12 protein-coding genes are annotated in these 12,724 nt (G+C 66.6%); 11 read left to right on the forward strand and 1 reads right to left on the reverse strand.

Going from position 1 to position 12,724, the window contains the following annotated elements:
* Positions 1–906, forward strand: coding sequence for an alpha/beta fold hydrolase (locus tag ACN4E0_RS03010; RefSeq protein ID WP_419565413.1), 906 nt, complete (start codon positions 1–3; stop codon positions 904–906).
* Here the strand turns inward: ACN4E0_RS03010 and ACN4E0_RS03015 are convergent, their stop codons facing one another.
* The gene (locus ACN4E0_RS03015; protein ID WP_419565415.1) at positions 907–1,998 is read right to left on the reverse strand and encodes a DUF2332 domain-containing protein; all 1,092 of its coding nucleotides are present in this window, start codon (positions 1,996–1,998) and stop codon (positions 907–909) included.
* Positions 1,999–2,034: 36 nt separating this feature from the next.
* Here ACN4E0_RS03015 and hisG point away from each other — a divergent pair, with 36 nt between their 5' ends.
* From hisG to ACN4E0_RS03065, 10 genes are all read left to right on the forward strand, one after another.
* On the forward strand, positions 2,035–2,691 hold the full coding sequence (hisG, locus tag ACN4E0_RS03020; protein ID WP_419565417.1) for an ATP phosphoribosyltransferase: 657 nt from the start codon (positions 2,035–2,037) through the stop codon (positions 2,689–2,691).
* Positions 2,691–3,980, forward strand: coding sequence for a histidinol dehydrogenase (hisD, locus tag ACN4E0_RS03025; protein ID WP_419565418.1), 1,290 nt, complete (start codon positions 2,691–2,693; stop codon positions 3,978–3,980). Before hisG ends, hisD begins: the two co-directional genes overlap by 1 nt.
* The gene (nusB, locus tag ACN4E0_RS03030; protein WP_419565419.1) at positions 3,977–4,429 is read left to right on the forward strand and encodes a transcription antitermination factor NusB; all 453 of its coding nucleotides are present in this window, start codon (positions 3,977–3,979) and stop codon (positions 4,427–4,429) included. The genes hisD and nusB overlap by 4 nt, the downstream gene beginning before the upstream one ends.
* 52 nt (positions 4,430–4,481) lie before the next feature.
* Complete coding sequence (locus tag ACN4E0_RS03035; protein WP_419565421.1) at positions 4,482–5,219, forward strand: hypothetical protein; 738 nt, start codon at positions 4,482–4,484, stop codon at positions 5,217–5,219.
* Between the two features lie 56 nt (positions 5,220–5,275).
* A complete protein-coding gene (gene thiL, locus ACN4E0_RS03040) occupies positions 5,276–6,139 on the forward strand; it encodes a thiamine-phosphate kinase (RefSeq protein ID WP_419565423.1) in 864 nt (287 codons plus the stop codon).
* 154 nt (positions 6,140–6,293) lie between these two features.
* Positions 6,294–8,456, forward strand: a complete 2,163-nt coding sequence (locus ACN4E0_RS03045; protein ID WP_419565424.1) for a sodium-translocating pyrophosphatase — start codon at positions 6,294–6,296, stop codon at positions 8,454–8,456.
* Between the two features lie 126 nt (positions 8,457–8,582).
* Positions 8,583–9,758 carry a GNAT family N-acetyltransferase gene (locus ACN4E0_RS03050; RefSeq protein WP_419565426.1) on the forward strand — a complete coding sequence of 392 codons (1,176 nt, stop codon included), beginning with the start codon at positions 8,583–8,585 and terminating at the stop codon, positions 9,756–9,758.
* A complete protein-coding gene (locus ACN4E0_RS03055; protein ID WP_419565429.1) occupies positions 9,755–10,633 on the forward strand; it encodes a transcriptional regulator in 879 nt (292 codons plus the stop codon). Before ACN4E0_RS03050 ends, ACN4E0_RS03055 begins: the two co-directional genes overlap by 4 nt.
* A 19-nt stretch (positions 10,634–10,652) precedes the next feature.
* On the forward strand, positions 10,653–11,669 hold the full coding sequence (locus tag ACN4E0_RS03060; protein WP_419565431.1) for a GNAT family N-acetyltransferase: 1,017 nt from the start codon (positions 10,653–10,655) through the stop codon (positions 11,667–11,669).
* Positions 11,666–12,706, forward strand: coding sequence for a hypothetical protein (locus tag ACN4E0_RS03065; RefSeq protein WP_419565434.1), 1,041 nt, complete (start codon positions 11,666–11,668; stop codon positions 12,704–12,706). Before ACN4E0_RS03060 ends, ACN4E0_RS03065 begins: the two co-directional genes overlap by 4 nt.
* Positions 12,707–12,724 lie beyond the last annotated feature (18 nt).

Below are 12,724 nucleotides of genomic sequence, written 5' to 3' on the forward strand. Positions count from 1 at the left end.
ATGACGCTCGAGCAGAAGCGCGTCGATCTGGCCAACGGCATCCACCTCGACGTAGTCGACGAGGGGCCGCGCGACGCGCCGGTGCTGATCTTCCTCCACGGCTTCCCCGAAAGCCACCGTACCTGGCGCCACCAGATCGCGCATTTCTCCGATCACTTCCGCTGCATCGCGCCCGACCAGCGCGGCTATCGCGGATCGTCCAAGCCGCAGGAGGTCGAGGCCTATACGCCCGACAAGATGGTCGGCGACGTCTTTCTCCTCGCCGATGCGCTGGGCGTCGACAGCTTCACCATCGTCGGCCACGACTGGGGCGGCGCGATCGCGTGGGGCGTGGCCTATGGCGGCATGGCGAACGGCCGCGTGACGCGCGCGATCATCGCCAATGCGCCGCATCCGGTGCTGTTTCCCAAGCTGCTCTACACCAACCGCCAGCAGCGCGAGGCGAGCCAGTATTTCCGCGACTTCCGCGATCCGGCAAACGATCCGATGATCCGCGAATACGGTCTCGCACCGATGCTGATGAAGGCTTTCGAGGGGCGCGAGGTGACGACCAGCATGGAGCCCGAGGAGCAGGCGCGCCTGCTGGAGGATTGGGCCGATCCCGAGGCCGCCTTCGGCATGCTCAATTACTACCGCGCCAGCCCGATGGCGGTGCTGCCGCTCGATGCGCCGTACGAATTGCCCGAAGAATACCAGCCCTTCCCGCTGCCAAAGCTGACCATTCCGACGCTGGTGATCTGGGCGATGGAGGACCCGGCGCTGCCCCCTGCCAATCTCGACGGGCTCGACGAGGTGATCGAAAATCCGGAGATCGTGAAAGTCCCGGGATGCGGGCATTTCGTCCAGTGGGAAGCGCCCGAAGCCTTCAACGCAGCAGCCGACGCCTTCCTGTCACGAACGGCCTGATCAGCCCTTCCAGTCGATCCAGCTGCCGTGCGGATGCGCGGTGGCGAGCCTGCGACGCATGTCGCCGTGCGGCCAGTAACTCACCGTCAGCTCGTGCCGGTGCGTGTCGCGGTTGGCCTCGAGGCTGACCCAGGCGAGCGGCGTCTGCTCGCGCGCCCTGTGCCCGGCCTCTTCCATCAGCTCGACGATCTGGTCGCGTTCCTCGCGCGGGACATACTGCCACACGACCGAGTGCATCAGCACCCGCGTCGTGCCTTCCTGCTGCGGCCGCTCGAGGCGATCGCGCAGGAAATCGACCGCGCGCATCCGGGCGATTTCGGGCGGGAAGACGTTCGCCGCCTCGATCGCCGCGTCGAGCCGGGCGAAACGTTCGGTGAATTCGGGCCAGATATAGGCCTTGAGGCGCAAGGCCTGTGCCTCGTCGGTCAGGTCGACCGGGGCGACATCGCACCCCTCCGCCCCGACGATGTCGTAGCCTTCCGCCGGTGGAGGGGCGCCACGCCACTCGGGCTTGAGCTGCATGCGCGCATTCTTCGGCCCGATCCGGACTCCTCCGAGATCGTAGCGAAAGCGGCGCATCATCAGGTTGACACCCGCACTTGAGCCGATTTCGAGAAGGTCGAAATGCCCGGGCAGTCCGTGATCCACCAGCCACAGGAAGGCCGCGGCGAAACCGGCCGAGCGACCGGCCTCGTTGGTCTGCGGCGGGCCATCGAGCCACGGCATGAGGAACGGCTCGTGCCGCTCGATCGCGTCGGCGATCAGCTCGGTTGCGTTGGTCGGACCCAGCCCTTCGTAAATCGGCGCCAGGCTCGGTTCGTCTCCGCGCAGGTGAAGCGCATGCAGCCCACCCGCCACGCGCAAGGGCAGCGCATCGGCGAGCGCCGGTCCCGCCCAGCGGCGCACGCGGCGCATCACTGCACCGCCACGGTCGCTGTCGAGCAGTTCGCATAGCGCCTGACATACCAGCGCCGTGATCGGCGCGCCGTTGTCGCGGCAATAGGCGACCTGGTTCTCGAAGGCCCGAGCCACAGCCTCGGGTCCGGTGGCCCCCGGCTTGATCACGACATATTCCGCCTGGTCGATCGGCATTGCCCTTTCCAAGCCCGCTGCCTATCTGCGCATCCCATGAACGATTGCCTGACCTTCGCTGTTCCCAAGGGGCGCATTCTCGACGAAGCGCTGCCCGTGATGGCTCGTGCCGACGTGGTGCCCGAGGATGCGTTCCACGACAAGGCCAACCGTTCGCTGACCTTCGCGACGACGCGCGAGGACATGCGGTTGATCCGCGTGCGCGCCTTCGACGTGGCGACCTTCGTCGCGCATGGCGCGGCCCAGCTTGGTATCGTCGGCTCGGACGTGATCGAGGAATTCGACTATGCCGACCTCTACGCGCCGGTCGATCTCGACATCGGGCACTGCCATCTCGCGGTGGCCGAACCCAAGGAAGGCGCCGCCAGCGTCGACGGGGCCAGCCATCTGCGCGTCGCGACCAAATATCCCAATCTGACCCGCCGCCATTTCGAGCGGCAGGGAATCCAGGCCGAATGCGTCAAATTGAACGGGGCGATGGAAATCGCCCCGGCTCTGGGCCTTGCGGGCCGGATCGTCGACCTGGTTTCGAGCGGCACCACGCTGCGCGAGAACGGGCTGGTCGAAACGAGCCGCATTCTCGACATCTCGGCACGCCTGATCGTCAACCGGGCGGCGCTCAAGACCGATCCGCGCGTGGCCGCGCTGGTCGAGGCCTTCCGCGCCGATGCGGCGCGGCGCGAGGCCGCCTGATGCAATTGCTGCACACCAAGGACGAGGACTTCGCGAAGAAGTTCGATCGGATCGTCCGCGATCGCCGCGAAAGCGATGTCCAGGTCGGGCGCGATGTCGCCACGATCATCAACGAGGTGCGCGAGCGCGGCGACGAGGCGCTGGTCGACTACACCGCGCGCTTCGACGGCCACGGCCTTGGCGAGGATGGCGACTGGCAGATCACCGCTGAGGAATGCCGGGCCGCGCATGAGGCGCTCGATCCCGCGCTGCGCGACGCGCTCGAACTCGCGGCGGCACGCATCAGCGCCTATCACGAAGGCCAATTGCCTGCCGACCGCGACTATACCGACGACATCGGCATGCGGCTCGGTGCTCGGTGGAGCGCGGTCGATGCGGCGGGTCTCTACGTCCCGGGCGGACGCGCGGCCTATCCTTCTTCGCTGCTGATGAATGCCATCCCCGCCAAGGTGGCGGGGGTCGAACGGCTTGTCGTGACCACGCCCTCGCCCAAGGGAGAGGTCAACCCGCTGGTCCTCGCCGCGGCGCATATCGCCGGGGTCGACGAGATCTGGCGCATCGGCGGGGCGCAGGCGGTGGCCGCGCTCGCTTATGGCACCAAGCGGATCGGCAAGGTCGACGTGATCGCAGGGCCGGGCAATGCCTGGGTCGCCGAAGCGAAGCGCCAGCTCTACGGCGTGGTCGGCATCGACATGGTCGCGGGGCCGAGCGAAATCCTCGTCATCGCGGACAAGGACAACGATCCCGAATGGATCGCCGCCGATCTCCTGAGCCAGGCCGAGCACGATCCGACCAGCCAGTCGATCCTGATCACCGACAGCGAAAGCCTTGCCCGGCAGGTCGAGGATGCGGTCGACCTCGCGCTGATGAAGCTGCCGACGGCAAAGACCGCCAAGGCCAGCTGGGATGCGCACGGCCTGATCGTGGTGGTCGACAGTCTCGTCCAAGCCCCCGCCCTGTCCGACCGCCTCGCGGCCGAGCATGTCGAGCTGATGGTCGACGATCCGCAGGCGCTGTTCGACCGGCTCCGCCACGCGGGCAGCGTGTTCCTCGGCCGCCACACGCCTGAGGCTGTGGGCGACTATATCGCCGGACCCAACCACGTCCTTCCCACCGGCCGCCGCGCCCGTTTCGCCAGCGGCTTGTCGGTCCTCGATTTCATGAAGCGCACCAGCTTCATCGATGCCTCCGAAGCCGCGCTCGCGGCGATAGGCCCGGCGGCGGTAAGGTTGGCGGAGGCGGAAGGCCTCCCCGCGCACGCCCTGTCGATTTCCACGAGACTGAAATGACCCAGAACCCCAAATCCCAGGCACGCAGCGCCGCCCGCCTCGGTGCCGTCCAGGCGCTCTACCAGCAGCAGATGGAAGGCACCAAGCTCGCCAAGCTGCTCGACGAATTCCACCAGCACCGCCTCGGCCGCGTGATCGAGGACGAGGAATATGCCGAAGCCGATGTCGATTTCTTCGACGACATCGTCAGCGGGGTCGAGGCCCGGCGTGGCGAAATCGACGAGAAGCTGACCGCGCGCCTCGCCGAAGGCTGGACGCTCGCGCGCTTGGACAAGACCATGCTCCAGATCCTGCGCGCCGGCGCCTACGAACTGATCGCCCGTCCCGACGTGCCCAAGGCCAGCGCGATCAGCGAATATGTCGATGTCGCCAAGGCCTTCTTCGACGATCGCGAGGCGAAATTCGTCAATGGCATCCTCGACGCGGTCGCCAGGGAAGCCGGGCGCTAACGGCGAACAACGATTCCATTGCGGGCGCTTTGCCAACCGCTATCTTCCGCGAATGACCGATGCAGAAGCCAATCTTCGTGATGCCGTCGAGCAAAACTACTCGGCGTTCGCGTGCATACCTCGCCCAGTGAACCTTTGTACGTCGCCCTATCGCGATGCAGACAAAATCTGGCAAACACTCACGTCGGCACCACTACGCGAACTAGGAGATAAGCAGATCGGCCCTTATTGTGGTTGGGCGATAACAACAGTAGGCGACGACCGCGCTTATCGGCATTTTCTGCCTCGCATCTTTGAGCTTTCAGTTACAAACCCATCTTGGCTGGGAACAGAGCCGCCAATCATAGCCGAAAAGTTGAACTTGGCTCATTGGCGATCATGGCCAAGCGATCAACAGGCATCGGTTCTCCAATTTTTCTACTCCGCCTTTCTCGCAGAGCTTGAGAAGCATCCCGACGAGGGAATAGGTGCGCCCGAATGGATCTGCGGACTTGTGACCCTTGGTGAACCGGCATCACGCGTGATGGAGCGGTGGATCGCTTCCCCCGCGCTAAATGCGCAACTTCAGATGGCATCCTTCATTGTCGATCAGGCAAGGGATTTGAGCTTGTGGGCGAAGGTAAGCGGTCCGTTCTGGGATGACGTGAGCGTAGATGTCCGTCGAGAACTGGCTGAACACCTTAGGGCGGACCAGACGAAGCGCTACTTGCATGCAGCGGCGGGCAATGTTTCAGCTGAAGACCGGTCTGCCCTTTTGGAACCCGCGCTCTCGGAAATCGAGAAGTTCTGATGCCTGCCTTGCACCGACTTGCAGACATCCCTCCTGTGGCGCGCTAGGCCCATAGCATGAACGAAGGCACCTTCGTCTCGGCGCTGCGTGCGCTGGCCGATGATCCCGCGGCGCGCGGGCTCGACGACGATGCCGCGGTTCTCGAATTCGGCGGCGAGAGCCTCGTCGTGACGCATGATACGCTCGTCCAGGGCGTGCATGTCCGCGAGGACGAGGACCCGGCCGACATCGCCTGGAAGCTGGTCGCGGTAAACCTGTCGGACCTCGCCGCCAAGGGCGCCGAGCCGCTCGGCGTGCTCGTCTCGCACATGCTCGGCGAAGGCGACGAGCGGTTCGTGAGGGGGCTGGGCGAAATACTCGCAGCCCATGACGTCCCGCTGCTCGGCGGCGACACCGTGCGTGCCGAGGGGCGTCGCAGCTGGGGGTGCACCGCCATCGGGCGCGCGACGCACACGCCGGTTCCCGACCGCCGCGGGGCGCAAGTCGGAGACGCGGTCTATGTCACGGGCGTGCTGGGCCGAGCGATGCTCGGGCTCGAGGATCGCGGCTCGGGCAGCGCGAACGACTTCGCCTACCGTCGCCCGCAGCCGCTGCTCGCCGAAGGCCGGATGCTGGCGCCCGTCGTGACGGCGATGATGGACGTCTCCGACGGGCTGCTGCTCGATTGCTGGCGCCTCGCAAGGGCGAGCCGATGCACCATCCAGCTGGAGCGCGACAGCATCCCCGTCGCCGACCCAGGCCGGGCGGACGACTGCATGCGCTGGGGCGACGACTACCAATTGCTTTTCACCGCACCCGCCGATGCGGCGCTGCCCGTCGCCGCCGCCTGCATCGGGCGGGTCGAGAACGAGGGCGGTGATGTCCTCCGGCTCGACGACGAGATCGTCAGCCCCGAAGACGGCCTCGGCTACCAGCACTGAGCGCTTGCGCGGGAGGCGGTCGATATGCGCGGATTGCTGCGCAATTCGGCCTTGTCACGCAACATAGGCCCCTTATACCCACGCCTCACATGCTTCCGCGTTTCCCGCGCAGGATAGCACAGATATATAAACCAATCGGGAGGGGAATTTTTCAGTGGACCTTGTTCTCATAGCAATTGTGCTGGGACTGCTTGCCGTCGTCTACGGCTTCGTCACCAGCCGCCAGGTGCTCAGTTCCGGCGCCGGCAACGAAAAGATGCAGGAAATCGCCGCCGCCATCCAGGAAGGCGCGCAGGCCTATCTCAAGCGCCAGTACACCACCATCGCCATGGTCGGCGTGGTCGTCGCGGTGCTCGTATTTTTCTTCCTCGGCGTCATTCCGGCAATCGGCTTCGTCATCGGAGCGATCCTTTCGGGCGTGGCGGGCTTTATCGGGATGAACATCTCGGTCCGTTCCAACGTCCGCACCGCCGCTGCGGCGCAGAGCGGTTTGCAGCAGGGCCTCACCCTCGCCTTCCGCGCCGGTGCCATCACCGGAATGCTGGTGGCGGGCCTCGCGCTGCTCGCGATCGCATGCTTCTTCTGGTATCTCGTCGGCCCCGCAGGACATGCGGCCAATAGCCGTGAAGTGATCGACGGCCTCGTCGGCCTCGCTTTCGGCGCCTCGCTGATCTCGATCTTCGCGCGTCTGGGCGGCGGTATCTTTACCAAGGCCGCCGACGTCGGCGCCGACCTCGTCGGCAAGGTCGAGGCGGGCATCCCCGAAGACGATCCGCGCAACCCCGCGGTGATCGCCGACAACGTGGGCGACAATGTCGGCGACTGCGCCGGCATGGCTGCCGACCTGTTCGAGACCTATGTCGTCACCGTCGGTGCGACCATGGTTCTCACCGCGCTGCTGATGAAGGGCTTGGGCGACCTGCTGATGCCGATGATGGCGCTGCCGCTGCTGATCGGCGGCGCGTGCATCCTGACCTCGATCATCGGCACCTATTTCGTCCGCCTCGGTGGCGGGACCAACGTCATGGGCGCGATGTACAAGGGCTTCCTCGTCACGGCCGTGCTGTCGATCCCGCTGATCTGGCTGGTCATGCAGTTCGCGCTGGGCGACCTCAACGCCGTCATCGGCGGCGAAGTGGTGGCCGATGCGGTTGCCGTGCCGACCGCGGATGGTCTCGAGGTGGCGGGCGCTGCCGAAGTGGTCGGCGGCTTTACCGGCATGTCGCTGTTCTGGTGCGCATTACTCGGGCTCGCCATCACCGGCCTGATCATCTGGATCACCGAGTATTACACCGGCACGAACTACCGTCCGGTCCGCTCGATCGCCAAGGCTTCGGAAACGGGCCATGGCACCAATGTGATCCAGGGCCTCGCGATCAGCCTCGAATCGACCGCGCTGCCGACGCTGGTGATCGTCGCAGGCATCATCATTGCCTACTCGCTCGCGGGCCTCATCGGCATCGCCTACGCGGCGACCGCGATGCTGGCGCTGGCGGGCATGGTCGTGGCGCTCGACGCCTACGGCCCGGTGACCGACAATGCCGGCGGCATCGCCGAAATGGCCGGTCTCGACGACTCCGTGCGCGAGAAGACCGACCTGCTCGACGCGGTCGGCAACACCACCAAGGCGGTGACCAAGGGTTATGCGATCGGATCGGCCGGCCTTGCCGCGCTGGTGCTGTTCGCCGCCTATACCACCGACCTGCGCGAATTCTTCCCGAGCCTGACGGTCGATTTTAGCCTCGAGAATCCGTTCGTGATCGTCGGCCTGCTGCTCGGCGCGCTGCTCCCGTACCTGTTCGGCGCGATGGGCATGACCGCCGTGGGCCGTGCCGCTGGCGACGTGGTGGTCGACGTGCGCGAGCAGTTCGCCAACGATCCCGGGATCATGGCGGGGACGAGCCGTCCCAACTATGCCCGCACGGTGGACCTGGTCACCAAGGCGGCGATCAAGGAGATGATCATCCCCTCGATGCTGCCGGTGCTCGCGCCGATCGTGGTCTATTTCGTGATCACCGCGATCGCCGGGCAGGCGAACGGCTTCGCCGCGCTCGGTGCACTGCTGCTCGGCGTGATCGTCGGCGGGCTCTTCGTGGCGCTTTCCATGACCGCCGGCGGCGGCGCATGGGACAACGCCAAGAAGTACATCGAGGACGGCAACCATGGCGGCAAGGGCTCCGATGCCCACCACGCTGCCGTGACCGGCGATACCGTGGGCGATCCCTACAAGGACACTGCGGGTCCGGCGGTGAACCCGATGATCAAGATCACCAACATCGTCGCACTGCTGCTGCTGGCAGCGCTCGCGGCAGGCTGATCGGTCGATCATCCGGGCCAATCGGGGCGGCGGCATCCGCGGGTGCCGCCGCCCCTAATCTTTTCAGCGCATTAACCAGCTTTAAGCGCCTGGGCCCTATGGGTGCCTCCTTAAAGGAGGGAACCCTTGTCGAATATCGCCGACCTCATCGACGCACCGAAAACCGGGGCGCCTGCGCGGCCCCTCGGGCCTGCGCCGCTCCCGGACGGCTTTTCCGTCGCGCCCTGGCAGGCGATCATCCACCCCCTGCTCGCTGCGGGATGGGCCGATCTCGCGCGCGACGCGGCCACCGCCAATCCCTTTCTGGAGCACTGGTTTCTAGCCCCGTCGCTCGCCCAGTTCGATCCGGACGGGCAAGTCCTGCTCGCGACGCTGGTCGAAGATGGGCGGCTGGTCGCGCTCATGCCGCTTTGGCGCGACACCGACTACACCGGGCATTACCTGCCGCATCTGGCGAACTGGATTCATCCCAACTGCTTCTGCGGCGAGCCGCTGGTGGCGCGCGGTCGCTCGAGGGCCTTCTGGGACCAGCTCCTCGCCTGGTGCGATCGCAACCAGCGCGCGAGCCTGTTCCTTCACCTCGCCTGCCTGCCGACCGATGGCATGGCTTTTGGCGCGTTGCGCGATCTCTGCGCAAAATCGGGCCGCAGCTTCGCACCGGTCAAGCTGTTCGAGCGGGCCGCGCTGCGCAGCGGCGCTTCGCCAGAGGAGCACCTCTCGCGCACGCTGGAAAGAAAGCGCCGCAAGGAACTGGCGCGCAAGCGCCGCAGGCTCGAGGAACTCGGGACGCTGGAATTCTCGCGCAGCGCCAACTCCGAGGGAATCGAGGACTGGATCGACGGCTTTCTCGCGCTCGAACGGTCGGGCTGGAAGGGCGAACAGGGATCATCGCTCGCGAGCGCGCCCGAGACCGAGGCCCTTTTCCGCAAGGCCGTGCACGGAGCAGCGGCCGAAGGTCGGGTCGAACGGCTCGCCTTCTGGCTCGACGGCAAGCCGATCGCCATGCTGTGCAATTTCGTCGCGCCGCCCGTCAGCTTCGGCTTCAAGACCGCATTCGACGAGGCCTATCGCAAATATTCGCCGGGAATGCTGCTGCAAGTCGAAAATCTCGCCCTGCTCACCCGTTCCGAGATCGAGCTGTCCGACAGCTGTGCGGTGCCGGGCAATCCGATGATCGAACATATCTGGTCGGACCGCCGCGAGATGGCGATGGTTTCGATCGGCATCGGCGGAAGACTGCGGCGCGCCATCGGGGCTGTTCTCACCGGGATCGAGCTCCGCCGCGAGGAGGCACGGCAATGACCGTCCACGATCCGAGACTGTTCGACACCGCCACGAGCGTGTTTCCGCGGCAATCGCGCGCCGCCTTTGCCCGCGCCTATCCGGAAACCCCGCACAAGCTCCGCCACACGCTGCAGGACGATCCGCGCATGGCGCTCGATGCGCTGGCCGCGCTCGCCGAAGCCCTTCCCGGGAGTTCGATCGAATACAATCGCGGCAAGCTGCCGATCGGCATCGACGGCAAGCCCGGCGCTACCGGCCTCTCGATCGGCGAAACGATCCGTCGCATTGCCACCAGCGACAGTTGGGCGGTGCTGAAGAATATCGAACAGGAGCCGACTTACCGCGCATTGCTGATGGACCTGCTCGACGAGCTGCGCCCCGTAATTTCGGCCACCACCGGAGAGCTGCTCACCCCTCAGGGCTTCATTTTCGTATCGAGCCCCGATGCGGTCACGCCCTATCATTTTGACCCCGAGCACAACATCCTGCTGCAGCTGAGGGGCAGCAAGGTGATGACGCAGTTCCCGGCGGGCGACGCGCGCTATGCCCCCGACGAGGTCCATGAAAGCTACCATCTCGGCGGCCCCCGCGAACTGCCCTGGAACGACGCGTGGCTGGCCGACGGCACGCCCTTCGCGATCGGTCCGGGCGAGGCTCTCTACGTGCCGGCGATGGCACCGCATTTCGTGCGCAACGGACCGCAGAGCTCGATCTCGCTGTCGATCACCTGGCGCAGCGAATGGAGCTATGCCGAAGCGGGCGCACGGTGTTTCAACGGCACGGTGCGCAAGCTCGGCCTGTCGCCCCGCCCGCCGGGCCGCTGGCCCGCGCGCAATCGGGCGAAGTCGCTTGCCTATCGGGCATGGCGCAGGGCATCGGGGCCGCGTAGCTGATCTCGGGATGGGAGCGAAGGTGTCTGGGGAAGGAAGGCTCGACCAGGCGGCGATCTGCGATACGCTCGCCGAGGCGGGCGCACCGCATCGCGCCTTCCTGCGCGGTGCGTGGTTTGCCGATGCGCCCATCCGGTTCGCGGTCCGCACGGGAGACGGGTCGCCGTTGGCCGCATTCGCACTGGTCGAGCGCCGCAAGGGGCCGCTCGCCCTGCGCGAAGTGGGCGGCTGCTACTGGCCGTTCCGCGGGATCCCGGCGGCGCCCGATACAACGCCCGAAGACCTGGCGGGAGCCCTCGCCGCGCATGCCGGCGATCTCGGCCGCATCTGGCGGCTCGGTCCCGCCGAAGCGGGCGATCCCGCGCACCAGGCGCTCACCGCCGCCGCCCGGCTTGCGGGTTGGCGCGTCCTGACCCGCCGGCTCGGCACGGTCTTCGAACTCGATCTCGCCGCGCTCGCCACATCGGGCGAGTGGCCCTCCGCCAAGACGCAGCGCAAAAATCGCTGGCGCAAGCGTCGGCTCGAGGAGGAAGGCGGCGCGCTGCGCACCGAGGTCTTCACCGGTCGCGACTGGACAGCCGGACAGCGCGACGCGATGGCCGCGATCGAGGCCGCCAGCTGGCTCGGGACGCTCGCGGATGGCGGCGACACCAAGTTCCGCGACCCTGCGATGCGCGCCTATTGGGAATCGCTGTGCAGCGACCCCGTCCTCGCCGACATGCTGTTCGGCAGCGTGATGTGGATCGGCGACGTGCCCGCAGCCTTCACCTTCGGCGTCGAGGCGGGCCGCGTGCGCTATTACATCGCCAACAATTACGACGAGCGCTTCACCAATTTCGGGCCCGGTCGCGTGCTGCTCTACGAGGATTTCGCCCGCGCCGCCGAGGCAGGCGTGAAAACCATCAGCTGGGGCCTCGGCGACGCCGGCTACAAGAGCGAGATGGGAGCGCAGGCGGGGCCTCAAATGGTCGACCTGCTGTTCGTGCGGGGCCGCATTCCCGCAGCGCTCCTCCGTCGCTGGTGGGAGCGCCCGGCATGAACCGCTCGGCGGCAGTCATAGCCGCAGCCGCGGTGCTGCTGGCGCTCTTCGCCGGGCTGGCAGTCTACGAATATGCGGCCTTCGGCTGGCATTTCGCGCGCGAGGAGGTGCCCGGCACGAGCGCGTGGCACTGGCTGCGTACCCTGCTCATCGCGCTGGCCTCGCTGGGATTGATAGCCAGCCTTTCGCGCATGCCGATCGCCGAGCGATCCACCGCCGAGGTCGGCGTGCGAGCCACCCTCCTCGCCTACGGCATTGCGCTGCTGGCGGTGGGCGCAACGCTGGTGCTGGTCGCCGATCCTCCGCTCTACCAGCGCATCACCAACGAGGATTCCGCCGTCGAGTGGGGCACCGCGCTCGCCCTCTTCCTCGCCTGCGGCTTCATGGCCCTGCGCCAGCGCCAGCTGGTGCGCGAACCGATCGGCACGCCGTGGCGCTGGCTCCACGTCCTGTTCGGGCTCGGCTTCATCGCGCTGTTCTTCCTCATGGGGATGGAGGAGGTCAGCTGGTTCCAGCGTCAGATCGGCTTTGCCACGCCGGCCAGCGTCGCGGCGGAAAACTGGCAGGGCGAGTTCAACCTCCACAATCTCCAGACCGACGTAACCGAGTTTGCGCTCTATTCGGCCACCGGCGTGTTCCTCATGCTGCTCCCGCTCGTGCGCGAACGGCTGGCCACATGGCCGCTCGTCGTGCCGGTGCTCCCCCTCCTGCCCGACCGGACCGTGGCCGCGCTCTCGGCACCGATGCTGGTCTTCACCTACGGCCACTGGGACCTCCCGCCGGTCCAGGCGGCGTTCTGGACCGGCCTCTTCGCCTGCATCCTCTTCGCCCGTAGTGCCGGTGCGCGGGGCGAGCGCCTCATGTGGTCGCTGCTCGCCGCGCTGGTCGCGCTCGGCCAGTTCGTCCACCTTGCCTTCGGCCACACGATGATCGCGATCTTCGACAGCACCGAATACCGCGAGTTCTTCATCAGCATCGGCCTCGCCGCCTATGGCTGGCGGCAATGGCGACACGGCGAGCGCTTGACGCAAACGTAAACCGCCCGCAAAGCCCGG

Origin of the sequence: Qipengyuania sp., from assembly GCF_048550555.1 — a bacterium.
Lineage (GTDB): Bacteria > Pseudomonadota > Alphaproteobacteria > Sphingomonadales > Sphingomonadaceae > Qipengyuania.

Bases quoted from the DNA above. Each gene is read 5' to 3' on its own strand.
- ACN4E0_RS03055 (WP_419565429.1), top strand. From the start codon at position 9,755: ATGACCGTCCACGATCCGAGACTGTTCGACACCGCCACGAGCGTGTTT.
- hisG (WP_419565417.1), top strand. From the start codon at position 2,035: ATGAACGATTGCCTGACCTTCGCTGTTCCCAAGGGGCGCATTCTCGAC.
- hisD (WP_419565418.1), top strand. From the start codon at position 2,691: ATGCAATTGCTGCACACCAAGGACGAGGACTTCGCGAAGAAGTTCGAT.
- ACN4E0_RS03065 (WP_419565434.1), top strand. From the start codon at position 11,666: ATGAACCGCTCGGCGGCAGTCATAGCCGCAGCCGCGGTGCTGCTGGCG.
- nusB (WP_419565419.1), top strand. From the start codon at position 3,977: ATGACCCAGAACCCCAAATCCCAGGCACGCAGCGCCGCCCGCCTCGGT.
- thiL (WP_419565423.1), top strand. From the start codon at position 5,276: ATGAACGAAGGCACCTTCGTCTCGGCGCTGCGTGCGCTGGCCGATGAT.
- ACN4E0_RS03035 (WP_419565421.1), top strand. From the start codon at position 4,482: ATGACCGATGCAGAAGCCAATCTTCGTGATGCCGTCGAGCAAAACTAC.
- ACN4E0_RS03015 (WP_419565415.1), bottom strand. From the start codon at position 1,998: ATGCCGATCGACCAGGCGGAATATGTCGTGATCAAGCCGGGGGCCACC.
- ACN4E0_RS03010 (WP_419565413.1), top strand. From the start codon at position 1: ATGACGCTCGAGCAGAAGCGCGTCGATCTGGCCAACGGCATCCACCTC.